The organism is Pedobacter sp. NO84 (assembly GCF_059703915.1).
Window position 1 is genome coordinate 3,505,776 of record NZ_AP046575.1, and the last position, 25,247, is coordinate 3,531,022.

Below are 25,247 nucleotides of genomic sequence, written 5' to 3' on the forward strand. Positions count from 1 at the left end.
TATGGGATGTGGAAGTTGTTCTACAGGTGGCGGTTGCGCCCCCTCAGGCTGCAAAAGTAATGGCTCATGCCTTACGGGTGGATGCCAGAAAATGGAAGTACACGACTGGCTATCAAATTTGGATATGCCTGCTAATTATAAACCTTTTCAGGTTATTGAAGTAAAATTTAAGGGTGCCAGAAAAGAATTCTTTTTAAATAACGATAATATTTATCTCGAGATAGGGGAGCTCATCGCCGTAGAGGGCGCCACAGGTGGGTATGATATCGGGCACGTCTCTTTAACCGGAGAACTGGTGCGTATGCAAATGAAGCGTCGCAAAACCCCCTTAGATCAGGTTACGCGTAAAATTTACCGCAAGGCTACAGAAGCTGACGTGGATAAATGGAAATTAGCGAAGGACATGGAATGGGAAACCATGCACAAGGCTCGTACTTTAGCGCTGGATCTTCGCTTATCGATGAAGATCAGTGATGTAGATTATCAGGGCGATAAAACAAAAGCCACCTTTTTTTATACAGCAGAAGGTCGCGTTGATTTTAGGGAACTGATCAAAAAAATGGCCGAAACCTTTCGCATCAGAATCGAAATGCGCCAGATCGGTATGCGCCAAGAAGCAGGTCGCTTAGGTGGAATTGGCTCTTGTGGACGAGAATTATGCTGTTCTACGTGGCTCACCAATTTTAAGACCGTTTCTACGGCGGCAGCCAGATATCAAAACCTTTCTTTAAATACCTTAAAACTTGCCGGACAATGCGGCAAACTTAAGTGCTGCTTAAATTATGAACTGGATACCTATCTGGATGCGTTGAAGGATATTCCCGATCGTATTGAATCTTTGCAGACCGAAGTTGGCGTTGCCCGCCATCAGAAAACTGATATTTTCAAAAAATTGATGTGGTTTAGCTATGCCAATCAGGAAGATTGGATCCCGTTAAAAGTAGATCGCGTTAAGGAAATTATGGCGATGAACAAAAAGGGAGAGAAACCGGTAAACCTAAAAGATGAAGCTGTTGAACTGAAAAGCACAGTAATTGTTGAGAAAGTACATGATTATGAAAATGTGGTTGGCCAGGATAGTTTAACGCGATTAGACGACCGGAATAAAAACCGAAACGCCAACCAGAAGAACCGAAACCTGTCTAACCGTAACGATCGGAACCGTACACAGGCCCCAAAAGGAGCACAACCGCAAAGGGCACCGCAGGCGGCTAAACCGGTGCAGCCAAATAAATCAAACCAGCAGCCTAGGCCTCAAAATCAAGGTCAGCGACCACCAATAGAAGGTGCCGCTCCTCTAGCACAAAATGGTCCTAATCCAAATAAACAAGGCAACCGTAATAAAAATAGAAATAAGAACCGAAATAAAAATAGACCTACAGACCAATCATCTGAAAAGCCAAGCAATGAATAAATTGAGGTTTATATTGCCCATGTTTGTACTCGTTTTTGTCTTAAATGGATGTACGGATAGTTATCTAGTAGATACCAACGTAGCAATCGCCGAAAACAACTGGGTATATGCCAAAAGCATAAAGGCCAATGTGGAGATTAAAGACTGCAATAAATCTTATATAGTTCGTTTTAAGCTACGTCATACCACCTCTTATCGTTATGCTAATCTCTATATTTTGATGCACCTAAAAGGAGAGGGCTTAGATAAACATACAAGATACCAGTTTAAGTTGGCCAGACAGGATGGGGAGTGGCTAGGCAAAGGATCCGGTGATATTTATACCTATAATTTCTCCTTATTAACAGATTATCACTTCCCAAAAGCCGGAAAGTATGAAATAGAAATTGAGCAGAATATGAGAGATAACCCACTTGTTGGAATTAGTGATGCGGGAATTACAGTGGCACAAACAGAATAACGCTCAATGCCACACGCGTAACGCATAATTTAAACCAAATGAAGAAACTAATTTTGGCAGTATGCCTTTTGGTAATCGCAACTTCAGCTTTTGCCGCAGAGATCAAATTTTTGGAAAACCCCGTTTGGGCAACCGTTTTAGCAAAAGCTAAACAAGAAAATAAATTGATTTTCCTAGATGGATTCGCCACTTGGTGCGGCCCATGTAAAAAGATGGACGCAGAGACCTATAAAGATCAGGCGGTTGCCGATTTTTTTAATGCCAATTTTATCAATGTTAAGTACGACATGGAGCAGGGCGAAGGAAAAACATTGGCCGAAAAATACCTTGTAGAAGCATATCCAAACTTAATGTTTATTAATTCAGATGGGGTAATGCTCCACAAAGGCGTTGGCTTCCTAGAAGCTGCTGAATTTGTTGATCTAGGAAAGGACGCTAAAGATCCGGCCTCTCAATATTACACCTTAAAAAAGAATGCGATACAGCTAAGCAATGCCCAATTTTCAAAATTCGCCGCAATGGCAAAAAATTTCGAAGATGAAGATTTGGAGCAACTTGGAGCGGATTACCTGGCCAAACAAACAGATATCCTTGCCAATGGAGATCTGATAGGCTTGATCATGGAATCTATTGATGTGTTGCCAAATGAAACTGCTCTAGGGTATTTTGCCAAGAATGAAGCTAAAATTACCGCATCGGGCAAATATACGGCTGCTGATTTTCAGGAACGTCTGATAGGTTTAACCATCGATTACGCAATTTCTGATCATGTTCAAACAGATCAGAGCGCTCTTGATTTTGTTGCCCTAAAAGCTATTCTGGATAAATATATTCCGGGCGACAAATCATTTTTCGTATACCAATATTTTAAGGCACAATATGCGTTCGATAACGAAAAAATAGATGAGGGAATTGCGGATCTGGAATTGATCATCACTAATACCCCCGCAAAAGTAAATGTAGATCAGCTAGGCAATGCCTTGATGAATATGGGACCTTTTCTCTTCGAAAAAGGTAAGCTTGATGGAATATTAAAAAAGTTTGATGCGGTTCAATTTCCAGACGCATCAAAGGCCTACATGAAAGAGTTCGTGAAAGCCATTATCTATATCAAAGCGAAAGATTTTACCAAGTTTGAAACCGTAGCCAAAGCGATGATCGCAAGTGCAGGCACTCCGCAAAGCGTAAAAGATGATCTGCAAGCCGCGCTTGATAAGATGAAGCAACAGTAGGCGAACAGCGTTTGGCGTCTGGTGTTGGGCGTACAAAGTGCCCAGAGGTTTTCGATAGGCGTTTGGCGCCCGGCACTAAGCGGACATTTCGATACGGTTTGACGTTAAACGATAGAATTATTAGGTTTCTAGACAGGTACAATAGTTATGCTAAGTAAGCCATTTTGTGAGCCTGGTAGGTGGCGTTCTGCAACGCTTAGCTCCAAACGCTCAGCGCCAAACGCCATACGCTCCACGCCAAACGCCTAAAGCCTCGGCAATAACTGTTCAAGCGCCATGCCCCTACTTCCTTTTAGCAGGATGAGATGATTTTTTATGGGATTACTTTTTAAATAAGCTTCGGCTGCTGCAGGAGTATCAAAAAACTCTCCTTCAAACTGATCTTTGAATTCATAAAAGTTTTTTCCTATAAATAGTACCTGACCGATCTGATTTGCTAACGCCAATTTAATGATGTTTTGATGCTGTTCGGCAGCTTCAGGGCCTAACTCAAACATATCACCAATAATGGCAGTTTTATTGGACGAATTTAAACTCTTTAGATTATTTAAAGCCGCCGTCATGCTGCTTGGATTGGCATTGTAGAAATCGCAGATTATCGTATTATTTTCGGTTTTTGTTAATTGCGATCGGTTATTGTTTGGAAAATAATTAGCCAGGCCATTATTGATTTCAACTGGTGTTAATTTAAAATAATGTCCGATGCAGATTGCTGCCAAAATATTCTCAAAATTATAGGTACCAGTAAGATTCGCATTAGCCTGATAAGTCGCTTCCTTGTCTGCCCACTGAAACTCGATCAAGGGATCGCTGTGTAGTAGCTTCCCACTAATGGCATTATCTTTTTCTGTTCCATAGTAAACCACTTTGGTAAGCCCCGCTAATTGGCTCATTTCTAAGAGGTAAGGGTTATCACGGTTGATAAATGCCAAGCCATGGTGTAATTTAAGGTAGGCATACAGTTCGGCTTTCCCTTTTTTAACGCCTTCGAACCCACCAAAACCATCCAGATGAGCCATCCCTATATTGGTGATCATGCCGTGGGTTGGTTGTGCAATCTCACACAAAAACTCAATCTCTTTCTGGTGGTTTGCGCCCATTTCTATCACTGCAATTTCAACATCGCCGTGAATGGACAACACAGAGATGGGCACTCCGATATGATTGTTTAGATTACCCTTGGTTGCAAAGGTCTTAAATCGCTCTGCTAAAACCGCCCTGATCAGTTCTTTGGTTGTTGTCTTCCCGTTGCTCCCCGTTAAACCAATTACCGGAATGTCTAACAGTTTACGATGATGTTTTGCCAGTTCCTGAAGGGAGGTTAAAACATCGGGCACAACTAAACATCGCGGGTTAGTTGCATGCCCCTCACTGTCTACAATGGCGAAAGCGGCGCCTTGGGCTATAGCTTGTTCGGCAAAGGTATTAGCATCGAAATTTTCGCCCTTTAGTGCAAAAAATAAACAGCCCGAAGTGATGGTCCTAGTATCTGTACAAATTACAGAATGTTTTAAATAATGGGAATAGAGCTGTTCGGTTGTAACCATTTCGCAAAGCGGATAAATATCAGCGTAAAATTACAAATGCAAAGATAAATACAACTATTCTTTTTAGTAATATTGATAAATATTCCCCTTTGCATGAAAAAACACCTGTTTGTTCTGTTTTTTATAAGTTTGGCACCGCTAATTGGTTTAGCACAAACCCCATCCCCTGATGAGTTTTTAGGCTATCCATTGGGCACCCGTTTTACTGCACACCAAAAGGTAGTAGACTATTTTAAAAAAGTAGCCGCAACCAACAAAAACATTCAGCTTCAGGTATATGGAAAAACCTATGAAGGACGCGAACTCCTAATGGCCATTGTCTCTGATCCGTCCAATATGGAAAGGTTAGAACAGATCCGCGCCACGAACCTTAATCTCGCAAATGCCGAAAAAGGCGGAGCAAAACTTAGTAAACAGCCTGCAATTTTATGGTTAAGCTATAATGTGCACGGCAACGAAGCTAATTCTACAGAAACGGCGATGAAAGTGCTGTACACCTTGGCCGAAGCAAAAGATAGCAATATCAAAACTTGGTTAAAAAATACCGTTGTAATCATAGATCCTTGCCTAAATCCCGATGGACGGGAAAGATATGTGAACTACTTCAACATGGTAAGCGGGAAGGTGCCCAATCCTGATCCGATGGCACGCGAACATAGCGAGCCCTGGCCAGGCGGGAGACCAAACCATTATTATTATGATCTAAATCGAGATTGGGCCTGGCAAACACAAATAGAAACCCAAAGCAGATTAGTTGCCTACCATAAATGGATGCCCCAAGTGCATGTAGATTTTCATGAGCAGAGCTATAACGAGCCTTATTACTTTGCGCCTGCAGCAGAACCTGTTCACCAAGACATTACGCCTTGGCAAAGGGAATTCCAGGTGGTTGTAGGAAAAAATAATGCCAAGTATTTCGATGAAAATGGCTGGCAGTATTTTACCAAAGAAAGATTTGATCTTTTGTATCCTTCTTATGGTGATACCTATCCTTTGTATAACGGCGCAATCGGAATGACCTACGAGCAGGGGGGCATCAGGGCAGGATTGGCAGTAGTTACAACTGATGGTGATACACTTACTTTGAAAGATCGTATCGATCATCATTTTACCACATCAATGGCTACATTAGAAACCGTGGCAACAAACTCCGAGAGATTACTTATAGAATTTAAGAAGTATTTCGAACAGAGTGCAAGCAATCCGCCAGGATTATATAAAACTTATATAGTGAAAGCCCAAAATACGGATCGTTTACATAAAATGGCCGAACTCTTAAAGAGAAATAACATCAGCTTTGCTTTTGGCGCCGATAGAACGTTAAACGGATATAACTACGAGACACAAAAATTGGAAAATTTTAAGGTCGAACGCAATGATCTGATCGTTAACCTGCAACAACCCCATTCGGTGATGGCCAATGTGCTTTTTGAGCCCCAAACTATGGTAACCGATTCGAATACCTATGATATTACGGCTTGGGCCATACCCTATGCTTATGGATTAAACGCCTATGCAGTTAGGGAAGCCCTATCAGGTACCTATTCCTTTATAGATGAGAAAAAGGAAATCATTCCTGTAATGGCTAAGCCATATGCATGGGTAATGCCATGGACAGCCATAAAGGATGCACAAATTTTGGTCGAACTGCAGCAGATGGGAGTTAAAGTTCGCATAGCGGATGAAGGTTTTACCACGTCGGGAAAAGTTTATCCGGCGGGCTCATTATTAATTTATAGAACCGAGAATGAACGTAACAATAAAGCATTTTCTAGAATAATGGCTGATGTAAGCAAAAACCACAGTATTTCATTCTATCCCTTGGCAAGCGGCTATGTAGAAAAAGGCAAGGATTTTGGATCTTCTGTTTACCGATTGCTTAGCGCGCCCAAGATTGCTGTTGTTTCTGGACAGGATGTTTCTTCTACTGCCGTGGGAGAAGTGTGGCATTTCTTTGAACAGGAATTAAATTACCCCATAGCCATGATCAGTATGGCAAGCATCGCCTATTTAGACATCAACAAAGTGAACGTACTTATTTTACCAGATGGGTCTTATGGAGATAAGGTTGCCGAACAATTGGCGCCATGGGTTACCGCCGGCGGAAAACTGATCCTAATGGAAGATGCCATTGGATCAATGATTGGGAAAAGACCTTTTGATATCAAAAAGAAAGAACCCAAGAAAGAAGACAAGGAACCTAATGAACGGAGGTACGCTGAAAAGGATAAGGACGATCTGCAAAACTCCATTCCTGGGGCTATTTATAAGGTAAGCCTAGATCAAAGCCATCCTTTATCCATAGGCCTTGGCAAATATTACTACACCCTCAAAACCGATGAGAAGATTTACGAACCTCTAGAAAATGGCTGGAATGTAGGCACGCTAAAAGCAAACAGTTACATGGCGGGTATCGCTGGCGATAAGGTAAAAAAGAAATTAACCACAGGTTTATTGTATGGCGTACAACAATCGGGAAAAGGAACTATAGTTTATCTAGCCAACGATGTGCTCTTTAGGTCTTTTTGGGAGAACGGAAAGCAATTGTTTACGAATGCGCTGTTTTTGGTGAACTAAAGCGCTGAGCGTCTGGCGGGTTGGCGGGTATGAATCCAAAACGCCCTCCGCCCCGCCCTCAACGCTTATCTATACTATATTTGCCTGGAAAAGGCTTGACTGGAATTAATTAAACATTCGCCTGGCTTTACTCACAGTTTAGGGTTAAATATCAACCGTTCGCGGTTTTTTTTTTGTTTGCATTAGTTGTTATGATGACTTTTGGCAACTAGCAATTAATTCTTCTCGCATGAAGCCGACCTTTAGTTTAACACCAGTATGCAAAATCGCGGTCCTAATAGCGATAGAACTTCTGCTGGGCAACACATCTGCAAATAGCCAAGTTACCAATGGCAATATTGCAAAACTGCCCGTAAACCTAACATTACGCGAAGAAAGGCCGGTAAGCTATCATGTGGTTACGGATTACCTTAGCCAAGAGATATTCGGAAGCTTTTCTAGCAAAACCAGGGTGAAGGGCCGTTATACCCGTGGATTACCTGGCGGGAAAGTACAATGGAATAATGTGAGTATTGCAGACGGGAGATCGAATGATGACCAATTTACCGAAGGCATAAAACAGAATTATATGGAAAATTTCACCTATCAACCTACCGCCAACATAATAGATAATACCTTTTTTAAGGGATTCCCAGAAGACAGTATGCAAGGTAAAGCTTTGATTTGGGACGTTTATACATTCGAACAGTATGGATGGAAGAACTTCGACAATTTAAAATTGAACATCCCGTACCATGCCCGCGAATTTAACACCAGTATACAGCTCGGGGGATCGGGAAGCTTTGTGCATAAAGATGTTACGCTCACTTGGACGAGCACATCTCTTATAAACGGCAAGCCATGCGCGTTGATCCAGTTTGAAGCGATTGGAAATGCTGTAAACATCAAAACAACAGGAATGGATGCCAAGGGCAGAAGCCATTACTGGGGCGATATTTGGGTGAATTTAAACAATAAGCAATTGGAGGGGGCATGGATGAACGAAGATGTAGTGATGGAAGTCAATTTTAAAGGAAACAAACAATTGATCAATATCATCAAAAAAGTTACCCTTGAAAAGACGGATGATTAAATTACATCATAACTTAGTTAGTAGCAATAGTCCGATCGATGAAATCTAATAAATTCTTGTCAATTCAATGGGTTATAAAGGGCCATTTTCTTCAGATTATTCTTGTGAGCTTAGTACTTTCAGGGCTTTTTATCTGGCTACGTGGAGAAAAACCATTACTCCCTATTTTTTTGCTTTGTTTTATCATGTTATGCCTACAGCTGAAAATATTTTTGGGACTCACTACTAAAATACTCAAGGCTAAACAGTTGGCGCCCCTTACTACAAAGGAGTTTATACGACGAACGATTATGTCATTGTTTAAATTTTACCTTTCTGTTTTCTTTCTTTCTATTTTGACGGTACTGTTGGTCATCGGAATTTTTGCAGTAGTAAATAACAAAGATTTAAAAATTCAGTTACAATATCTTTTAGCCATAGAATTTATGGGCTTTGTGAAAATGTACTTTGGTTGTTTGTTGTTAAGCGCATTGGTCCATTTTTACTTTTTGTGGCGTGATGCATTGAACAGAGAACAAAAATTACGTGAAGAAAAGCTGTTATTTCAGTTCGAGACACTAAAAAGTCAGGTAAACCCGCATTTCCTGTTCAATAGCCTCAACACTTTATCCTTGTTGGTAAGCACTGATGCTTTAATGGCCGAGCGCTTTATCCAGAAACTATCTGATATTTATCATTATGTTTTGGAAAACCAGGAGAAAGATACTGTTGATCTTATGGCAGAGATCAATTTTGTAAAAGACTATTTTTACTTACAGCAAATAAGGGATGAAGATACGATAAGCCTGAGCATTGAGGTTGAAGATTCGCCAAAATATAAGATACTACCTATCTCGCTACAATTACTTGTTGAAAATGCGCTGAAACATAATTTGGCAACCAGCCAAAGGCCTCTTAACATAACGATACATCTGGTGAAGGATACTGTTGTGGTAAAAAACAATCTTCAACAAAAGAATACTGTGCTGCATTCAGGAAAAATCGGTCTCGAAAACCTGCGCCAAAGAGTTAAACATTGGACCGGGAGAGAATTAGAAATAACAGAAACAAAGGCTGATTTCAATGTTGTTATACCTCTAATTGTAGTAACATGAACATTTTGATTGTTGAAAATGAAAGGCCGGCAGTCAACAAATTGCAACAATTATTGCAAAAAATTGATCCCAAGATAATTGTACTCGATTCACTTGGCACAGTAGAAGAATCAGTTAACTGGCTACAGGCTAATCCAGTTCCCGATCTGATATTGATGGATATTGAGCTTAGTGATGGAATTTCCTTTGAGATTTTTGAAAGTATAGAGGTGGATACGCCAATTATCTTTACTACAGCATATGATGAATATATGCTCAAGGCTTTTAAAGTAAACAGTGTGGATTATCTTTTGAAGCCAATTAATGAAGAGGGGCTTGCCCAGGCAATTAGCAAATACAAGGCGTTATATAGACAACAAAAAACAGACAATAAAAAGATAAAACTGGTTTACGAGACCTTTTCAAAAGGCCCCAAAAGACGTTTTCTGATAAAAATTGGACTTCATTTTATTTCCATATTGACCAATGATATTGAGTGCTTCTACATTGTAGGTCATTACACTTTTTTAAGGACGTTTAACGGCAAGGAGTATGATATGGAATACTCATTACAAAAATTGGAAGAGATGGTGTCACCGAAATATTTTTTCAGAGTTAATCGTACCTGTATGGTGAACATCGACTCTATTACTTCCATATTAAGCTATTCTGGGAATCGCATGAAACTTTTGCTCAAAAACCAGCATCACGAAGAAGTATTAGTAAGCCGCGAAAAGGTTTCAGCGTTTAAAATGTGGCTGGATAGGTAATACAGAATAAACTAAGGTGAAGATGTAGAACCAGCTCTGCCTAAAAATAGATATAAACGAATATTTGCAACAATGAAAAGAAACGAATTTTTACAAAAAACTTTTGTTGGACTACTCTTGTCGAGCATTATGCCTAAAATAGGATTTGCGCAACCTTCCTCCGACCCCGAGCCATTGGATATAAAATTGGTCAAAGATTTTGTAGTCGCGGGGCATAAAAACCTGCCCTTGGTGAAAGAAATGCTTAATGAGCATCCCAATCTGCTTTATAGCAGCTATGATTGGGGTAGTGGCGATTATGAAGAAGCTCTTGAAGGTGCAGGCCACATGGGGGATAAAGAAATCGCTAATTTTCTAATTTCTCAGGGAGCGAGGCCTAATCTTTTTGTATTAACGATGTTGGGAAAAACAGATTTTGTAAAACCTGTTTTAGAAGCATATCCCAAACTAATCTTTGCAAAGGGGCCTCACGGATTTACTTTGCTCCATCATGCTAAAAAAGGAAATGCAAAAGAACTGGAAGATTACCTGATGGAAAAAGGGTTAAAGGAAACCTTTTTCAAGATTAAATAATAAATCGAATGGTTAACTTTCTACTTAAAAACAAAATAGCGTAATGAAAATGCTTACCATCAAAAAAAATAGACTTGTTCTTTTCCTGTCTTTATTTGTATCTGCATCCTGTCAAGCTCAGATAAATGTTTACGACGGATTTGAGACAACAGAACTTAGTAAGTTATGGACAAAAGACCGTATGGTTAAGGGTGCTCTTGAAATGCAAACAGAAATTGTTCGAAAAGGGCATTATGCGGCTAAGATAACTTTAAAACCAGGGGACGTTTTTGAGCCCGGATCTAAAGGTACTATCGATACAGAACGTGATGAATTAAGGGAGTCAAAAAAATATTATTCTAACGAAGGAAAATTATATGAATATAAATTCAGTCTTTTTCTTCCAAATAGTTTTCCAATTGTTCCCGTGAGATTGGTAATTGCACAATGGAAGCAAAATTGTGGAACAGATACCTGTGCTAACAATAATCCGCCAATAGCCATACGGTATGTTTCTGGGAAGCTCTTTATTACTCTTCAAACCGATACCGGAAGAAAGACAACGATCTATCAAACTACAGACGAGATAAGGAATAAGTGGCTCGATTTTAAGATTAAAGTAAGATTTTCGAGGCTGGCAAACGGGCAAATTGAGGCCTGGATAAACGAGAAGCAGATTATTAACTTTAAAGGAGTGACTTGTTATTCATCCAAAAACGGCTATAATGAACCTGGGACCTTTTATTTTAAAACTGGTTTGTATAGGGATCTGATGCAAGAACCGATGACAATCTATATAGATGAGTACCATAAGGAAGAAATAATTGAATAAGCTATACAAAGCAATGATGAACCTAAAGACATTGTGGCTTGAACGCGGCATTTTTATGATGAACCATTACACCAAAATTATTAGGAAATTGACCCGCTCTGACGAGGTAATACTATCGTATAATTAGAAAACCACTATATTTAATAATGGATGAAATAGAAAAGTACACGCTTGGTATTGTAATAGCAAAGCGCCAATTAGAATTCTTAAATAACGGTATACAAAATAAAATAAATATAAAAATCGGAAAACCACGAAAGGACTTAGCGGGCGGGGGATACTATTGCCCATTTAACATATGCGGAATAGGGGAAGAAAATGTTCAGGTTGCGTTTGGAGAAGATAGTGTTCAGTCTATTGAGTTAGCCTTAAGTATGATCGGGGCGTTAATGACCTTATACTATCAACCACTATATCCCAATAAAATTACGTGGAATAAAGACCGAAGACTTGGGTTTCCACTACCAGATACGCCTGAGGAAATGCTAAAAAAAGAACGACAATGGATGAAAAAAAGAAAATGATACGTTAACCTTATTTCTTATCGATACTATACTTCCCAGGACCTATAAAAATTAAACCAAAGAATACAATAGCCAACTCCATTGCATGTCCTGCACCATTTATACCATCACCTTTATTGAAGTGCACCAATGCGGCTATAACCATGTTAATAACCAATAACATATTTACTGGTCTGAAAAATAATCCCAATATCAGCAAAAAGCCACCTAGGCCTTCGGTTATCGCTGCCATGAAACCCCAAAAAGTAGGCAAAAAGTTAATGTGTACTACGTCCATGCTTCCGCCAAGCTTTGCCCAACCATCGGGTCCTTCCATAATTTTCGGGAGGCCATGAACCATCATCATGGCTCCTATACCTAATCTTAAAATAAGCAATCCCGTATTGCGGTACTTGCCTAAACTATCAAAAATTGCCATCGTTATAAAAATTTAAGTTCAACATGATTAGCATTTGGCGTTAAGCGCATGGCTGGCATAGGTCCAAACGCCCATATGCCGCTATAAAAATTTAAGCTCAACATTCTGTTGGTTTACGGTTAAAGCTACCGTTTTTCCAAGTATCATCGCTCTGTTATCATCAATATGCCCGGTAGGGAAATTAAAACAAACCGGATAATCATATTCTTTAACCAGCTCCCAGATTATTTCTTCGGGCGTTTGCCCAAAAGGAATCTTTTCTTTTTCTATTTCATTAAAGGCGCCCACGATTAAACCTTTTAATTTATTCAGTTTACCTTTTCTTTTAAGGATGCGCATCATTCTGTCAATTGCATATTCATGCTCACCTACGTCTTCTAAAAATAGGATTTTGCCCTCATAATCCATTTCAGAAACAGAACCCTCTACTGCAATAAGCAGGGTTAGATTTCCACCAATCAGCACTCCTTCGGCCTTGCCATCTCGGTTCTCACATCCGCTTTGGGAGCAGTGCGTAATGGGGTTACCAAAGAGTGCATCTTTTAAACTTTCAAGTGCAACTGGCGTGCTGCTGTCGAAAGTGTAGGGCATCTGTGCATGGATGCTCTGGGTTTGAAGCGCTGCAAAAGCATGCGAAAGCAGAATGGTGATGTCGCTAAATCCCACCAGCCATTTGGGATTTTTATTAAATTCTGTAAAATCAAGTTCATCAACGATGCGTATGGTGCCATAGCCGCCCCTTGCCGCAATAATTGCCCTTATGCTAGGATCATCCAGATAGCGCTGCAGATCTTCAGACCTCGCCTCATCTGTGCCAGAAAATTGATGGAACGAACCAGCAACCGTTTCACCGATCTCCACGTCGAGCCCCCATCCCTTTAAGGTAATAACAGCCGCATCGATAGATTTGGGCAAAAACTTAGCTGGACAAACAATTGCGATTTTGTCGTTGTTTTTTAAATAAGGTGGCTGTTTAATCATGCATAAATCAATATCTTTGGCAAAATAAAAAAATAGTTTTGGATAACAGTAAAATTAAAAGATATACCGTAACGGCAGCTTTGCCATATACCAATGGTCCCGTGCATATTGGACACTTGGCAGGTGTTTATTTGCCCGCTGATACCTATGTACGCTATCTACGCTCAAACAAAAGAGACGTAAAATTTATTTGCGGCTCTGATGAAAATGGGGTCCCTATTACTTTAAAAGCAAAAAAAGAAGGCATTACCCCCCAAGAAGTAGTGGATAAATACCATAAGATTATTGGCGATTCCTTTAAAGAATTTGGGGTTTCATTTGATATTTATCACCGTACCTCATCCTTAACCCACCACCAAACGGCTTCTCGCTTTTTCGAAAAGCTCTATAAAGGAGGGGTTTTTACGGAAGAGGTTACCGAGCAGTACTTCGATGAAAAAGCACAAACTTTTTTGGCAGATCGCTACATCACAGGTACTTGTCCACGTTGTGGCAACGAAAATGCCTATGGCGATCAATGCGAAAACTGTGGAAGCACCTTAAATGCAACGGATCTGATCAATCCAAAATCTACTTTATCCGGCGAGCCACCTGTTCGTAAGGAAACCAAGAACTGGTTTTTACCATTAGATAAGTATGAAGATAGATTACGAACATATATTGAAAGTCATAAAGAATGGCGCCCAAATGTATATGGACAATGTCAAAGCTGGTTAAACGCTGGTTTGCAGCCAAGGGCTATGACAAGAGATCTGGATTGGGGCGTAAAAGTTCCGATCAAAGGGGCTGATGGAAAGGTATTGTACGTTTGGTTCGATGCGCCAATCGGTTACATTTCGGCCACTAAAGAACTGTGTAATTATGCTTCTTTAGACGTGTGGAATCCCAAGGCCGAAGAGTATTATATTACTGGAATAGATTCTGATAAATGCGATTGGGAAGAATATTGGAAAGATGAAGAAACCAAGCTGGTCCACTTTATCGGGAAAGATAACATTGTGTTTCACTGTATCATTTTTCCTGCAATGCTGATGGCGCATGGCGATTATATTTTAGCCGATAACGTACCCGCAAACGAATTTTTAAATCTTGAAGGTCAAAAAATATCAACGTCTAAAAATTGGGCTGTTTGGTTAAATGAATATTTAGAAGAGTTTAAAGGCAAACAGGATGTATTGCGTTATGTGTTAACCGCTACTGCCCCAGAAACCAAGGACAATGATTTTACCTGGAAAGATTTTCAGGCGAGAAACAACAATGAACTTGTTGCCATTTTGGGGAATTTCATTAATCGTGTAACCGTGCTTACCCATAAATATTTTGATGGTAAGGTGCCTACAATAATGGAAATCACCGATCAGGATCAGGCTGTAATTGATGAGTTGGCGAGCTTTCCGGCAAAAATCAGTTCATCCATAGAGAATTATAGATTTAGGGAGGCATTGGGCGAAGTGATGAACATTGCTCGTTTGGGTAATAAATATTTAGCGGAAACTGAGCCCTGGAAGGCCATTAAAACCGACGAAGATAGGGTAAGGACCATCCTTAATATTAGCCTGCAGATTGCGGCGAACATCGAAATAATGATTGAACCATTTTTACCTTTCACTGCTGATAAGTTGATGAAAATGTTAAATTATGGCGGTCACATGTGGGAAGATGCAGGTTCGATTAACCTCTTGAAACGAGGTCACCAGTTAAACGAACCCGAACTGCTGTTCAGCAAAATCGAAGATGATGAGGTACAGGCACAGATCGATAAATTGAACAACAGCAAAACGGTTAATGAAGCAGCTAATGCGGCGCTGGTACCGGCAAAAGGAAATATCCAATTTGATGATTTTGGGGCCATGGATATCCGCGTTGCCACCATCGTTGCTGCAGAGAAAGTGGATAAAACCAAAAAGCTTTTAAAACTTACCGTTAATACGGGGCTGGATGAACGCACTGTAGTTTCTGGCATAGCAGAATATTATCAACCCGAAGATATTATCGGGCAACAAGTAAGCCTATTGGTAAATCTTGCACCTCGAGAAATAAAGGGCATCGTATCTCAGGGGATGATTCTAATGGCCGAAGATTCTAAAGGCAAATTAACTTTTGTTGCACCTACCGGAAAGTTTGAGAATGGGAGTGTTGTAAGGTAAGATGGATGATGTAAGATGGAAAAGGATCATCCGCGAAGCGAAAGGTCGGAATCTCGCGAGGCCCTTAGTATTCCTCTAAAGGTTCAGTCTGTTTAGTTTTTGTGCTTTTAGCCCATTTTGCACCTTTAACGATCAAAAAGAGCGCTAAGGCCATAAGCAATAGAAATATGACTATTGCCCCAATAAAGCCGCCAAATGTATATGCGCTAGGATCGTGTAATAAGGAAAAAAAGCTTTTGAATAAGAGCGGTAGATTTGATATTAAAGTAGCAAGGCTAAGAAAAGATCCTGCAACAATTAAAAGAACACCAAAGAATTTTTTCATTGATCTAATATAATGTATGCAAATCAAATTACAACATTAGAATGATTTAAACACCGATAATTTTATATATTTGCGCCCGTTAGTTTGATAGATACTCCAAAACGTAAATCTTCAATCTGAATATAATTTGGTCCCGTAGTTCAACGGATAGAATAGAAGTTTCCTAAACTTTAGATATGAGTTCGATTCTCGTCGGGACCACACCCTTTTGTAACAAAATAGACTAAAAAGCTGTAAATGAATGATTTACAGCTTTTTGTTTTTTCAGAAAAACCCGGTTTTTGCCCCCTTTTTAGCCCATTCTGGTGAGCAATTGGTGAGCAAATCCGAAAAATCAAAAGTGCTCACCAGAAATGGTTTAACGAATTGAATATCAACATGTTCTAACATCGAACATCTTGTGTTTTTAGGCCTCCAAAGGTACATTTGTTTAACATTTTTTATCATTTCTGGTGAGCACTTTATGAAAACGAAATTTAGCCTGTTGTTCTATCTTAAGAAGAGAAGCAACTATCAATCTGGTAACGTACCTGTTTATCTGAGGATTACGGTGCGTGGAGAGCGGAGTGAGGTAGGTATTAGCCGCGATATCGACCCCCTTAATTGGGACATGAAAAAGGAAAAAGCGAGGGGCAACAAAGAAGAGGCAATCGAACTTAACCGACATATCGATAGCATTTCGACAAAGCTGAAGGCCCTCCAGAGCCAACTGGAAAAGGACGAAATCTCCTATACAGCTGAAGAACTTAAGGACGAATTTTTGGGAAGGGGAAGTAGCGGCAAGTTCCTATTGGATGTTGTTGCGGAACACAACCTCGAGATGCAGAACGAAATCGGAAAGGAGAACGGATTTAGTTTGAATACCTTGAAGACTTGGAGGAGCACCCACTCGCACCTGAAGCGGTTCATTCTGGAGAAGTATAAGAGCGAGGATATCCAGATCCGAAAGATCGATGTCAATTTTATCAACGAGTACAGAAAGTTTCTGAGGAACAACAGAAACTGTATTCCCATTTCTGCCGACAAATACCTAAAGCACCTGAAGAAGATTATTCTTTTGGCACTTTCCAGAAAATGGATTATCGAAAATCCATTCCTGTTCGTAAAGCTTACGGCTAGGCCATCGCCACGTGAGTATCTGACATCACATGAACTGGAAGCTATCCGCACAAAACAATTCACCATAGATAGAATGGTACATGTTCGAGATATCTTCGTTTTCTGTTGTTATACAGGCCTGTCTTATGCCGACGTAAAGAAGCTCAATAAAGATGAAATCGGAATAGGCGAGGACGGCAAGAAATGGATTTTCATCAAGCGCCAAAAGACCGATACGCCATCTCGGATTCCGATATTGAATGAGGCCTTGGCGATATTGGATATTTATCGCGACCATCCTTCCTGTGCATTTCGGTCGCTTCTGTTGCCAGTAGCCAGTAATCAGCGGATGAACAGTTACCTGAAGGAGATTGCCGATGCCTGTGGCATTACAAAGACCCTCACGTTCCACATGGCTCGCCATACGTTCGCCACAACGGTAACGCTGACCAACGGTGTGCCCATAGAAACGGTATCAAAAATGCTCGGACATCGGAGCATTGTTACCACACAGCATTATGCAAAAATATTGGACGTGAAGATTGCGGAAGATATGAGCCAGTTACAGGAGAAGTTGGACGAGAAAGCAAAAAAGGATTGGTCAAATAGGGAGGAGACGAAGGTGATCAGGCTATATCGTTAGGAAGTAATCATTCTTTTAAATGGAAGCTGTGCGAAGCCGTCTTCTTATTAGTAAATGAGGGAGCAAAGATGAGAAAATGAGGGAGCAAATGGAAACGGAGCTTTTGTAGAGGACAAGAGAAAGAAACAGAAGAAAAAGATGTAGCAAATGAGGGAGCAAAAGGTAATGATAGTGAAGGTGTAAAACCATAAACTGACAAATATTTAAAAATATTAGGCATTTATAGGTATGTTCTTTAGATTTGTATGATGTTAAAGGAACTAAATAAGCGAGTGGTTGTAGTACAATGGAAACGGTTTGCAGGAACCGATGTAGATGTGTTTTCCAGTCTTAAGGGATTTTGTGATAGCTACCCTAGTTATAACTACCATACCTTGAGCAACTATCTTTCCAAAAAGAAAATTCCATTTGAAAACGATGATATCAGAATCGAAAGGCAGCCGTTAATTCAGAAGGTTAAACGGCCAGATTTGCCAAAGGTGTTATTCTGGGACTTTGATTTTGACAAGTTGGATTGGAACAGAAGCTATCGGACCATTATCGAAAGAGTGCTTGATAAAGGCGACTTTAAAGACTGGGAAGAGATGATCAAGTTTTACGGAAGAGAAAATGTAATCAAGGCGCTTAAAAATGACATCACCTACCTTTCTGACATGACCACCGAAGCCGTTTGTAAATATTTTCAGTTGAGAAAGGAAAAACTTAGATGTTACACAAAGAAACAGTTACACCAGGGACACTGGATTTAATTCAAAGGCTGATGCAAGATCAGCAACTTAATTCATTTTACCTTGTTGGTGTTACAGCATTATCGCTGAGGATTGGTCACAGGCTATCCATTGACATTGACCTATTCAGCTCTGTAGATTTTGATGGTGATGCGCTCGCCCTATATCTCAAAGACAATTACGATGCAGTTGTAAAACACCACAAAGCAAATTATGTTAGTGGAAGCATCGGAGAGGTAGATTTCGATTTTATTTCACATAAATATCCGTCCAATAAACCTATCGAAACCATAGAGGGAATCAGAATGATGTCCAATGCTGATATTTCAGCAATGAAAATCAATGCAATTGTTAATAGCGGACAAAGGATTAAAGATTTTATTGATATTTATTATCTGCTTAAGGAAATATCATTGGAGGATATACTCAAATATTATTGTGAAAAATATCCTAATGTAGACGCCAATACAGCAAGGTCTTCTCTCTTATACCATAATGATATTGACCTTAGCGTTCCAGTTATGCTAATGGATTCCAAGTTAAAATGGAAAGATATAGAAGCAAGCATCAAACAAACCATGGCTGAACATGGAAGGAAGTCAGTGAATTCTAGAACCTAATCTAAAAGAAGAGAAGACTAACTATCCTGATCTGAAAAAGAGTAAGGACAAGAATCGTGATCGGGGATTGGGTATGTAACCTTACGATCTTTATCAGGCGCAAATTGAAAGTTTTACGCAAAATGGCACATGTTTATCCAAGTAGGTGCTTTTTTTTAAACACATGACAGCTTCCTATCTTTTATGTCTTGTTAATTAAGCAATATTGAAATAACTTTTCTCTAAACGAGAAGAATTGTCGTCTCGAAATATTAAATTGCTTGGAATTTAACTACTCGCAATGAACCAATCTAAAGTTACGGACAATACTCACGAGATGAGCTTTCACGAGCTACTTTCTCAATCTGCTCAATTGCAGATACCGTTATTTCAACGGGAATATGTATGGACAGACAAACAGTTAATTAGAATGCTAAATGAGTTGGATGCTGTCATTGATGGCGAAGATGCTAATAGATTTTTAGGTGCTGTCATAGGTGTACGAAGAGCCTCGAACCCCGCAGCTCCACAGATTTTTGAATTAGTTGATGGCCAACAAAGGCTTACAACTTTATATCTGCTGGTCGTAGCGGCAGCATTCATTGCGGCAAAGAATGGTCATGACGACTATGCAACAGGTTTGGTAAATACTAGTCTAGTTTTAACTTGGTGGCAGAATAGTTCAAATACTAAGCTAATAACGTCATATTCAGATAGAGCCCAATTAAATACAATCTACAAGCAGTTATTTAATTCTGGTAAATTGTCAGATTGGCTGGGGGCTAAAACAAAACTTCCAGAACCATCTGGAAAACTAAATGGCAAACTAACAAATCAATTTGATAGGATCAGAAAAATTCTCCAAAAACGCCATAACGATTTCGGTATTGAGCATATCCAAAATTTAGTGGAGGCAGCAACTACAAAACTGACATTTGTTTTTATTCTTCTACGCGACCCTTCAAATGCTACAACCGTTTTTAAAGGTCTTAATGATCCTGGTATTCCTATTGGGATAGGCGATTTAATTAGAAACGAGGTGTTTTCTAAAGTATCTGAAAAACCTGATGAGGCCTTCGCCATTCATAGAGACTATTGGTTGCCATTTAGAGAGAAGCTGGGAGATCACTTCGATAATTATTTTTTCCCTTTTTCTATAATATATGAGCCAGGAACAAAGAATGCCGATTTATTTTTGGAACTCCAAAAAATTTGGAAAAAAGAGAGTTTTGACCCAAAAGATATCATAGAAAAGTTAGATGAGTATTCTGAAGAATACTTAGCCTTATGTGCAAATCAATTTCCAAGTTTTTACGATAAAGACATAGTCAAAAGATTAAAAAACCTTCGTCAGGCAAACAATCCAAGTTCAACCTATCCTTTTTTAATGAAAGTGTTGAAAGAGTATAAAAACGAAACCCTTGATGTTAGATTAACTATTGAAATTTTGGATGGAATTGAATCTTTTTTGGTGCGAAGAGCTTTATGTGGAATTGAGCCTACCGGATTACTTGTAATGTTCAGAACATTATGGAACAATATTAAAAATAATCCGAGCAGGGAAGAATTATTTAACTCTATAAACAAACGGTCAACGGTGGAGTGGCCAGATGACGAAAAGTTTAAAAACTCAATTCAATCACGGTCAATCTATTCTGGGCATATAGCTAAATATGCGATACTAGAATACGAGAAGTCTTTAAACGCAGATTTCCCAGAGATTTCGAATCCATGGATAGAGCATGTCTTGCCCCAGAAACTAACAAGTGACTGGGAGAAAATATTCACTAAAGAACTACATGAAAAACTTGTGCATACATGGGGGAATCTTATTCCGCTTAGTTCTCAAATGAATCAAGTCTTATCTCAAAGTTTATACGACATAAAAAATGATGCTATATCAAAAGACTCTATGTATGCATCAGGCAGAAGATTAACTGATGAATATAGTATATGGAATGAAAGTTCTATAAGGTCAAGGAATCAAGCTATTGCTAACTGGGCGATAACTAGATGGAAAAGATAGACTAGTGTTAAAGCATTTGCTCATCAAATAATTTTATAAATATGTTTACAAAATATCTTTTAATTCAAAAATTAGAAGATGATGGGAAAGCAGACTTCCATCTTTTAAGGTCAGACTACATTCAATGGATGTTTGAAAATCGTAGGGCTTCTACGCAGGCGGACTCTGAATATTTCCCATTTATTATCGAAAGTGATAAGGTAAAGGTTACTACTAGGCCGCCGGGGGCTGAAACTAGAATCTCCGTAAAAAAAAATGAAATTATTTTCGCAGATGATTACGCTGTCTTGGGTGGTTTTACGATCGCAATACTATTTCCAAAAAATTACATCCCAGACGTTTTAAAATTTAAAGACAAACCTATCATTCCAATTGGTTTATCTGGACAATTTACATCTAATGCTCAAGGTCAATTCCAGATTCTATATAATAAACACGCAAAACGAAGTGCAATAGTTTTTAATATACATCAAAATGTTTGCTTCGGGTTTAAATGTAAAGCAAAAAGGGTATCCAACACTTCATTTCCATCAGGTGAAAGTATTTATGCAGATGATTTTTTCGATGTTTCTATTAGTAATGAATTTTTAAAAATCGATGAAATTACGAATGAAGATTTAAAAATAGTTAACAAAATTCTTGGACAAACGGATTTAGAAGATATAAAGAACTCACTTAATGAAATATTAAATAATCTTAAAAATGAAAAGAAAAATGATGCGAAATCTTCACTAGATAAGCTTGGGAAATATATTCTTAATGGAACATCTCTTGCAGGGAATTTAACCAAAATTATAGATTCTTATAATGAAGATGGAGCACCGCAAAAATTTGTCGCAAAATTATTTGAATATATTGACCTTTAAATCATATAGAATTAATATGCCTAAGAAAGATTTTTGCAAGTTAGCAGGAATCATTTTCGAATTATGCCTTTTCATAATCCGTCAGCTTCCCATAGCCGCCTAACAATAATACTTCTGTCCTGTGTTTTCTCCAAAGAGCCTATCCTTTTTTGCTGAGTAGTTTATTAATTGATGTCCTAGTTATTATTTTTTATTTGACCTAAAAATTTACTCAAACATTCGACAGTAATTAGGTTTTATTGCCGAATGTTTGAATGAGATAAAACACTTTGAACCATCCATTTTAATGTTTATATTTAAGTAGGGATTAATTTTATCATTCTGTTAACATCTAATACTTGAAATTCTATATGAGTGCTTCTAAGAATAATGACAGAGCAGACTTCGATGCAACCATCGCCCCAAACGATGGACACAAATGGAGTGATGAGATAAAGGAATTGGCTAATAAACGAGCACAAGAGATTCATAGCCAGTGCACACCTGAACGGATAGCTAGAATCCAAATGTTAGCGGCCCTTTATAAACTAGAGGAAGAGCAAAAAATTCAAATTACTATTAAACTCTAATAGTAATTGGTTATTAGCTTAAAATCTATTGTAGTTTTTTAATAAAAAAGCCACTAATGTGGCCTTAAAGACGGATTTTTAATTAGAGTTAATTAGAGATTGGTTCACTTCGCCCCATGAGTCTGGGCATACCTTTCTACATTATTAATAGTGCCTCCCTATGTACTTGTCAAAGTACGCCCCTCATCCTTTCTAAATTCACATCCTGATAAGAGCAGGAAAATCACGTACCTACCGTGATACTGACGTGTTCAAAATTATTGGCTTGCCGACATTTGAAATGTAAGGTTATAACCGAGGTTATTGCCCAAAAGTGAATACCCGCCATTTTAATTTTGAAACGAACCAATGAAATGGAAAGACAAAGCATGTAAAACGTAAAATTTAGATACTATGAAATTAGACCTAATCACGAAAGAAGATCTCGATCAGTTTAAAACTGAAATTTTCGCAGAGATGAAAAGGACGCTTAAACAAATTAGTGCTCCCAATGAGAACAATGACTGGCTGCGAACGGCAGATGTGAGGAAGCTCCTCAGGATTTCGGCGGGAACATTACAGACGCTCAGGATTAATGGAACCATCCGCTATAGTGTTGTTGGCAAAATGTTCTTTTATAAGCGTGAGGACATTAACAACATGATAGAGCAAAACCGCTTAGGTCAATAATGTTTAACTAAAACCTATCCTATGAAACTTTCATTTCCAGTAGATAACTTCATAAAGAAAGCAGCGGCCGACGAACGACTTTTTCCGACCCATCTTTCGCTTTTCATGGCCATTTTCTTTTATAGCAGCGACGATGCGAAAGCAGAATTTCAGGTCTGTCGCAGAGAGCTGATGCAATATTCACGGATAAAATCACTCGGCACCTATCACAAATGCATGTCGGAACTGGTCGCCTTTGGCTATATCACCTATTCGCCGTCCTATGACCCAATCCGAGCAAGCAGGATTTCGATTCTCTAGACCTACATTTTGCACTGTCGCTGGTCTGCATCGTGCAGTCCTTTTCCCAAAAAGAAAAGGAGCAAGCGGAAGTTGGGCTGCGCCCTACTTTGCTTGCCCTGCGCTGCGCTACGGGGGTTAGAAGTATACTCCAGGTATACTTCTCCTTTTTTAAAGTGACGGAAATCATTAAATCAATATACTTATGGGTATATCAGCAAAAGAAGAAACTGCAAAAGCGGCAGAAAAGTCCATCAGGTTTTCATTGGCGGTACATGATAAGCTGCAGAAACTTTCTGCTAAACTGGGCAGGCCGCAAACATTGGTGTTCGCCCAGATGGTCGATTATTTTTACCGAACTAAAAAGGATCCTATAGACCTGAACGATGAGATGCTGAAAAGTTCAATCCTAAAGAATGCACAGAACCAAATGGGCTTTCTGAAAACACAGGAAAAGATCTTCCTTTTGCCAATGAACGAAAAAATTGGTGAGGTATCGCAGCAGCAGGAAGAAATCCTAGAAGCTTTTGATGAGCAGGTTCTGCAGGCCAATCGGGTGCGTGTGGACGAACACAAAAAACAGATGAAATACCTTGTGGAGCTGCACCGTTTGATAAACAATTTCGACGGACAAATTAACACTAAAAAGGAACTGAAGGAGAGTTTCCTTTACATCCTCAACAACTATATCAGTTCAAGGGAGAAGGTTAATGTCATGTTCAACGCAAAAGAGAGGGAGCAATTGGTAGCCGAAACCATCAGGCAGGTAAATAACCTCTAATATGTTCATCAATATCACAAGCAGCGAATCGGGAAACAATAAGGATTCTAGCGGACAGCTCGTGCACTATCTCGACAAGGAGAACAGGCTTTTCGACCAAGAAAAAGAGCTTTGGTTCAATGGTGAAAGAGCAGACATCAAGTCGTACCGCGTAAAGCACGCATTGGACAGCAACGTAGCAAAGCTTTCCCGAAACGATACCAAGTTCTTTCTCGTTAATATCAGTCCGAGCCAAAGGGAAATCGCCCACTTAAAACGGGAGTTTGGCGAAGATATGGCAGCTGCCATGAAAAGTTTCGCAGTTAGGGTAATGGACGAATACGCAAGAAACTTTAACCGTACTGGCATTGAAAGTTCAAAAGACTTGCTTTGGTTCGGCAAAATGGAAAACCATCGTTATTACACTTATAAGGACAGGGAAGTAATTAATGGAACCAAGAAACGTGGTGAGGCCAAGGAGGGGGAGCAGCTGCATATCCAGATTATCGTGAGCAGAAAGGATATTACCAATAAGATCAAGCTTAGTCCGATGAACAATTCAAAAGGGAAGAACGAAGTCCATTCCAAAAAATTGGGGCAGTTCAACAGGCTTGCTTTCAAACAATTTGGTGAACTATTGTTCGATAAAATATTCGGCTTTGAAAGGGGGCTTAAGGAAATGCTGGCCTATGCGAACACCCAAAAGAACGGGACACGATTGCAGAGAGAACAGCTAAGGGTCTTGGAACGTGTAGCTCCACAACAGGATAGGGCAAGGCACATCAGAAACGAACTTGCAAGAGAAGTGGGCAAAGATCGATTTACATCAATTAACGATATGTTGAAAGATGTGGGTAAAACGATCGATGGATTTCTTAAAGTAATGATGGAACCAGCGCACTCGAATGAACCGTATATCACCCCCTTTGATCAGGCTGAAAGGAAAAGAAGAAAACAGCAAGTAGAACAAGGTCATGGCCTTGGTCGTTAGTCCAATTTTCCCCCTCGCGCATTTGCGGCCTGCAAAAACCCCGCCCGCATGGCCGAAGCAGTTTTTGCTCTGGTGTTTACGGAAAAAGTTTTGGC

At 39.4% G+C, this 25,247-nt stretch carries 24 protein-coding genes and 1 tRNA gene; 21 read left to right on the top strand and 4 right to left on the bottom strand.

All coding sequences use genetic code 11. The features are described from left to right. The first annotated feature begins 1 nt into the window (after window position 1). From AC6H0V_RS15500 to AC6H0V_RS15510, 3 genes are read left to right on the top strand one after another with little or no spacing between them, the layout of a single operon-like run. Window positions 2-1,414 (top strand): PSP1 domain-containing protein, encoded by a 1,413-nt coding sequence (locus AC6H0V_RS15500; protein WP_497561105.1) that lies wholly within the window; start codon window positions 2-4, stop codon window positions 1,412-1,414. After that, a complete protein-coding gene (locus tag AC6H0V_RS15505; RefSeq protein ID WP_497561106.1) occupies window positions 1,407-1,874 on the top strand; it encodes a gliding motility lipoprotein GldH in 468 nt (155 codons plus the stop codon). Before AC6H0V_RS15500 ends, AC6H0V_RS15505 begins: the two co-directional genes overlap by 8 nt. 38 nt (window positions 1,875-1,912) lie before the next feature. Beyond that, entirely contained in the window at window positions 1,913-3,106 is a 1,194-nt protein-coding gene (locus AC6H0V_RS15510) for a thioredoxin family protein (protein ID WP_497561107.1), read from the top strand. Between the two features lie 245 nt (window positions 3,107-3,351). Here the strand turns inward: AC6H0V_RS15510 and AC6H0V_RS15515 are convergent, their stop codons facing one another. After that, window positions 3,352-4,653: a UDP-N-acetylmuramoyl-tripeptide--D-alanyl-D-alanine ligase gene (locus AC6H0V_RS15515; RefSeq protein ID WP_497561108.1), complete on the bottom strand. Its 1,302-nt coding sequence runs from the start codon at window positions 4,651-4,653 to the stop codon at window positions 3,352-3,354. A 93-nt stretch (window positions 4,654-4,746) separates the two neighbouring features. Between AC6H0V_RS15515 and AC6H0V_RS15520 the strand changes: the two genes are divergently transcribed. The 7 genes from AC6H0V_RS15520 to AC6H0V_RS15550 all read left to right on the top strand — a co-directional run bounded on the left by AC6H0V_RS15520 (window position 4,747) and on the right by AC6H0V_RS15550 (window position 12,053). Continuing rightward, a complete protein-coding gene (locus tag AC6H0V_RS15520; protein ID WP_497561109.1) occupies window positions 4,747-7,230 on the top strand; it encodes a M14 family metallopeptidase in 2,484 nt (827 codons plus the stop codon). A gap of 229 nt (window positions 7,231-7,459) precedes the next feature. Continuing rightward, window positions 7,460-8,302, top strand: coding sequence for a hypothetical protein (locus tag AC6H0V_RS15525; protein WP_497561110.1), 843 nt, complete (start codon window positions 7,460-7,462; stop codon window positions 8,300-8,302). A 290-nt stretch (window positions 8,303-8,592) separates the two neighbouring features. Then, complete coding sequence (locus tag AC6H0V_RS15530) at window positions 8,593-9,396, top strand: sensor histidine kinase (protein WP_497561111.1); 804 nt, start codon at window positions 8,593-8,595, stop codon at window positions 9,394-9,396. After that, window positions 9,393-10,145, top strand: coding sequence for a LytR/AlgR family response regulator transcription factor (locus AC6H0V_RS15535; RefSeq protein WP_497561112.1), 753 nt, complete (start codon window positions 9,393-9,395; stop codon window positions 10,143-10,145). The genes AC6H0V_RS15530 and AC6H0V_RS15535 overlap by 4 nt, the downstream gene beginning before the upstream one ends. A 72-nt stretch (window positions 10,146-10,217) precedes the next feature. Further along, a complete protein-coding gene (locus AC6H0V_RS15540) occupies window positions 10,218-10,718 on the top strand; it encodes an ankyrin repeat domain-containing protein (RefSeq protein ID WP_497561113.1) in 501 nt (166 codons plus the stop codon). A 49-nt stretch (window positions 10,719-10,767) separates the two neighbouring features. Further along, window positions 10,768-11,529, top strand: coding sequence for a polysaccharide lyase family 20 protein (locus tag AC6H0V_RS15545; RefSeq protein ID WP_497561114.1), 762 nt, complete (start codon window positions 10,768-10,770; stop codon window positions 11,527-11,529). A gap of 146 nt (window positions 11,530-11,675) precedes the next feature. After that, window positions 11,676-12,053 (top strand): DUF6968 family protein, encoded by a 378-nt coding sequence (locus AC6H0V_RS15550; protein ID WP_497561115.1) that lies wholly within the window; start codon window positions 11,676-11,678, stop codon window positions 12,051-12,053. A gap of 10 nt (window positions 12,054-12,063) precedes the next feature. Here the strand turns inward: AC6H0V_RS15550 and AC6H0V_RS15555 are convergent, their stop codons facing one another. Both AC6H0V_RS15555 and AC6H0V_RS15560 read right to left on the bottom strand, forming a co-directional pair. After that, the gene (locus AC6H0V_RS15555; RefSeq protein ID WP_497561116.1) at window positions 12,064-12,471 is read right to left on the bottom strand and encodes a DoxX family protein; all 408 of its coding nucleotides are present in this window, start codon (window positions 12,469-12,471) and stop codon (window positions 12,064-12,066) included. 81 nt (window positions 12,472-12,552) lie between these two features. After that, complete coding sequence (locus AC6H0V_RS15560) at window positions 12,553-13,452, bottom strand: S66 peptidase family protein (protein WP_497561117.1); 900 nt, start codon at window positions 13,450-13,452, stop codon at window positions 12,553-12,555. A gap of 38 nt (window positions 13,453-13,490) precedes the next feature. Between AC6H0V_RS15560 and metG the strand changes: the two genes are divergently transcribed. Continuing rightward, a complete protein-coding gene (metG, locus tag AC6H0V_RS15565; protein ID WP_497561118.1) occupies window positions 13,491-15,599 on the top strand; it encodes a methionine--tRNA ligase in 2,109 nt (702 codons plus the stop codon). A gap of 64 nt (window positions 15,600-15,663) precedes the next feature. Here metG and AC6H0V_RS15570 read toward each other — a convergent pair whose 3' ends face one another. Continuing rightward, window positions 15,664-15,924, bottom strand: coding sequence for a hypothetical protein (locus AC6H0V_RS15570; RefSeq protein ID WP_497561119.1), 261 nt, complete (start codon window positions 15,922-15,924; stop codon window positions 15,664-15,666). 129 nt (window positions 15,925-16,053) lie between these two features. Here AC6H0V_RS15570 and AC6H0V_RS15575 point away from each other — a divergent pair. The 10 genes from AC6H0V_RS15575 (at window position 16,054) to AC6H0V_RS15620 (ending at window position 25,152) form a co-directional block, all read left to right on the top strand. Further along, a tRNA-Arg gene (locus AC6H0V_RS15575) sits at window positions 16,054-16,125 on the top strand. A 199-nt stretch (window positions 16,126-16,324) separates the two neighbouring features. Further along, window positions 16,325-17,665, top strand: a complete 1,341-nt coding sequence (locus AC6H0V_RS15580) for a site-specific integrase (RefSeq protein ID WP_497561120.1) — start codon at window positions 16,325-16,327, stop codon at window positions 17,663-17,665. Between the two features lie 245 nt (window positions 17,666-17,910). Next, on the top strand, window positions 17,911-18,414 hold the full coding sequence (locus tag AC6H0V_RS15585; protein ID WP_497561121.1) for a DUF6922 domain-containing protein: 504 nt from the start codon (window positions 17,911-17,913) through the stop codon (window positions 18,412-18,414). After that, window positions 18,372-19,013 carry a nucleotidyl transferase AbiEii/AbiGii toxin family protein gene (locus AC6H0V_RS15590; protein WP_497561122.1) on the top strand — a complete coding sequence of 214 codons (642 nt, stop codon included), beginning with the start codon at window positions 18,372-18,374 and terminating at the stop codon, window positions 19,011-19,013. Before AC6H0V_RS15585 ends, AC6H0V_RS15590 begins: the two co-directional genes overlap by 43 nt. A 280-nt stretch (window positions 19,014-19,293) precedes the next feature. Then, complete coding sequence (locus AC6H0V_RS15595; protein ID WP_497561123.1) at window positions 19,294-21,018, top strand: DUF262 domain-containing protein; 1,725 nt, start codon at window positions 19,294-19,296, stop codon at window positions 21,016-21,018. A gap of 41 nt (window positions 21,019-21,059) precedes the next feature. Continuing rightward, window positions 21,060-21,884 (top strand): hypothetical protein, encoded by an 825-nt coding sequence (locus AC6H0V_RS15600; RefSeq protein WP_497561124.1) that lies wholly within the window; start codon window positions 21,060-21,062, stop codon window positions 21,882-21,884. Window positions 21,885-22,846: 962 nt separating this feature from the next. Next, a complete protein-coding gene (locus AC6H0V_RS15605; RefSeq protein ID WP_497561125.1) occupies window positions 22,847-23,122 on the top strand; it encodes a helix-turn-helix domain-containing protein in 276 nt (91 codons plus the stop codon). Window positions 23,123-23,143: 21 nt separating this feature from the next. Continuing rightward, entirely contained in the window at window positions 23,144-23,422 is a 279-nt protein-coding gene (locus AC6H0V_RS15610; RefSeq protein WP_497561126.1) for a hypothetical protein, read from the top strand. Between the two features lie 184 nt (window positions 23,423-23,606). Continuing rightward, complete coding sequence (locus AC6H0V_RS15615; RefSeq protein WP_497561127.1) at window positions 23,607-24,182, top strand: BfmA/BtgA family mobilization protein; 576 nt, start codon at window positions 23,607-23,609, stop codon at window positions 24,180-24,182. 1 nt (window position 24,183) lies between these two features. Next, entirely contained in the window at window positions 24,184-25,152 is a 969-nt protein-coding gene (locus AC6H0V_RS15620; protein ID WP_497561128.1) for a DUF5712 family protein, read from the top strand. Window positions 25,153-25,247 lie beyond the last annotated feature (95 nt).

What these genes read in the sequence shown, in the direction of transcription:
- AC6H0V_RS15600 (WP_497561124.1), top strand. Translation starts at nt 21,060, where the DNA reads ATGTTTACAAAATATCTTTTAATTCAAAAATTAGAAGATGATGGGAAA.
- AC6H0V_RS15500 (WP_497561105.1), top strand. Translation starts at nt 2, where the DNA reads ATGGGATGTGGAAGTTGTTCTACAGGTGGCGGTTGCGCCCCCTCAGGC.
- AC6H0V_RS15615 (WP_497561127.1), top strand. Translation starts at nt 23,607, where the DNA reads ATGGGTATATCAGCAAAAGAAGAAACTGCAAAAGCGGCAGAAAAGTCC.
- AC6H0V_RS15535 (WP_497561112.1), top strand. Translation starts at nt 9,393, where the DNA reads ATGAACATTTTGATTGTTGAAAATGAAAGGCCGGCAGTCAACAAATTG.
- AC6H0V_RS15530 (WP_497561111.1), top strand. Translation starts at nt 8,593, where the DNA reads ATGTCATTGTTTAAATTTTACCTTTCTGTTTTCTTTCTTTCTATTTTG.
- AC6H0V_RS15590 (WP_497561122.1), top strand. Translation starts at nt 18,372, where the DNA reads ATGTTACACAAAGAAACAGTTACACCAGGGACACTGGATTTAATTCAA.
- AC6H0V_RS15510 (WP_497561107.1), top strand. Translation starts at nt 1,913, where the DNA reads ATGAAGAAACTAATTTTGGCAGTATGCCTTTTGGTAATCGCAACTTCA.
- AC6H0V_RS15560 (WP_497561117.1), bottom strand. Translation starts at nt 13,452, where the DNA reads ATGATTAAACAGCCACCTTATTTAAAAAACAACGACAAAATCGCAATT.
- AC6H0V_RS15525 (WP_497561110.1), top strand. Translation starts at nt 7,460, where the DNA reads ATGAAGCCGACCTTTAGTTTAACACCAGTATGCAAAATCGCGGTCCTA.
- AC6H0V_RS15555 (WP_497561116.1), bottom strand. Translation starts at nt 12,471, where the DNA reads ATGGCAATTTTTGATAGTTTAGGCAAGTACCGCAATACGGGATTGCTT.
- AC6H0V_RS15545 (WP_497561114.1), top strand. Translation starts at nt 10,768, where the DNA reads ATGCTTACCATCAAAAAAAATAGACTTGTTCTTTTCCTGTCTTTATTT.
- AC6H0V_RS15605 (WP_497561125.1), top strand. Translation starts at nt 22,847, where the DNA reads ATGAAATTAGACCTAATCACGAAAGAAGATCTCGATCAGTTTAAAACT.
- AC6H0V_RS15540 (WP_497561113.1), top strand. Translation starts at nt 10,218, where the DNA reads ATGAAAAGAAACGAATTTTTACAAAAAACTTTTGTTGGACTACTCTTG.
- AC6H0V_RS15620 (WP_497561128.1), top strand. Translation starts at nt 24,184, where the DNA reads ATGTTCATCAATATCACAAGCAGCGAATCGGGAAACAATAAGGATTCT.
- AC6H0V_RS15610 (WP_497561126.1), top strand. Translation starts at nt 23,144, where the DNA reads ATGAAACTTTCATTTCCAGTAGATAACTTCATAAAGAAAGCAGCGGCC.
- AC6H0V_RS15595 (WP_497561123.1), top strand. Translation starts at nt 19,294, where the DNA reads ATGAACCAATCTAAAGTTACGGACAATACTCACGAGATGAGCTTTCAC.
- AC6H0V_RS15585 (WP_497561121.1), top strand. Translation starts at nt 17,911, where the DNA reads ATGATGTTAAAGGAACTAAATAAGCGAGTGGTTGTAGTACAATGGAAA.
- AC6H0V_RS15515 (WP_497561108.1), bottom strand. Translation starts at nt 4,653, where the DNA reads ATGGTTACAACCGAACAGCTCTATTCCCATTATTTAAAACATTCTGTA.
- AC6H0V_RS15550 (WP_497561115.1), top strand. Translation starts at nt 11,676, where the DNA reads ATGGATGAAATAGAAAAGTACACGCTTGGTATTGTAATAGCAAAGCGC.
- AC6H0V_RS15570 (WP_497561119.1), bottom strand. Translation starts at nt 15,924, where the DNA reads ATGAAAAAATTCTTTGGTGTTCTTTTAATTGTTGCAGGATCTTTTCTT.
- AC6H0V_RS15505 (WP_497561106.1), top strand. Translation starts at nt 1,407, where the DNA reads ATGAATAAATTGAGGTTTATATTGCCCATGTTTGTACTCGTTTTTGTC.
- AC6H0V_RS15520 (WP_497561109.1), top strand. Translation starts at nt 4,747, where the DNA reads ATGAAAAAACACCTGTTTGTTCTGTTTTTTATAAGTTTGGCACCGCTA.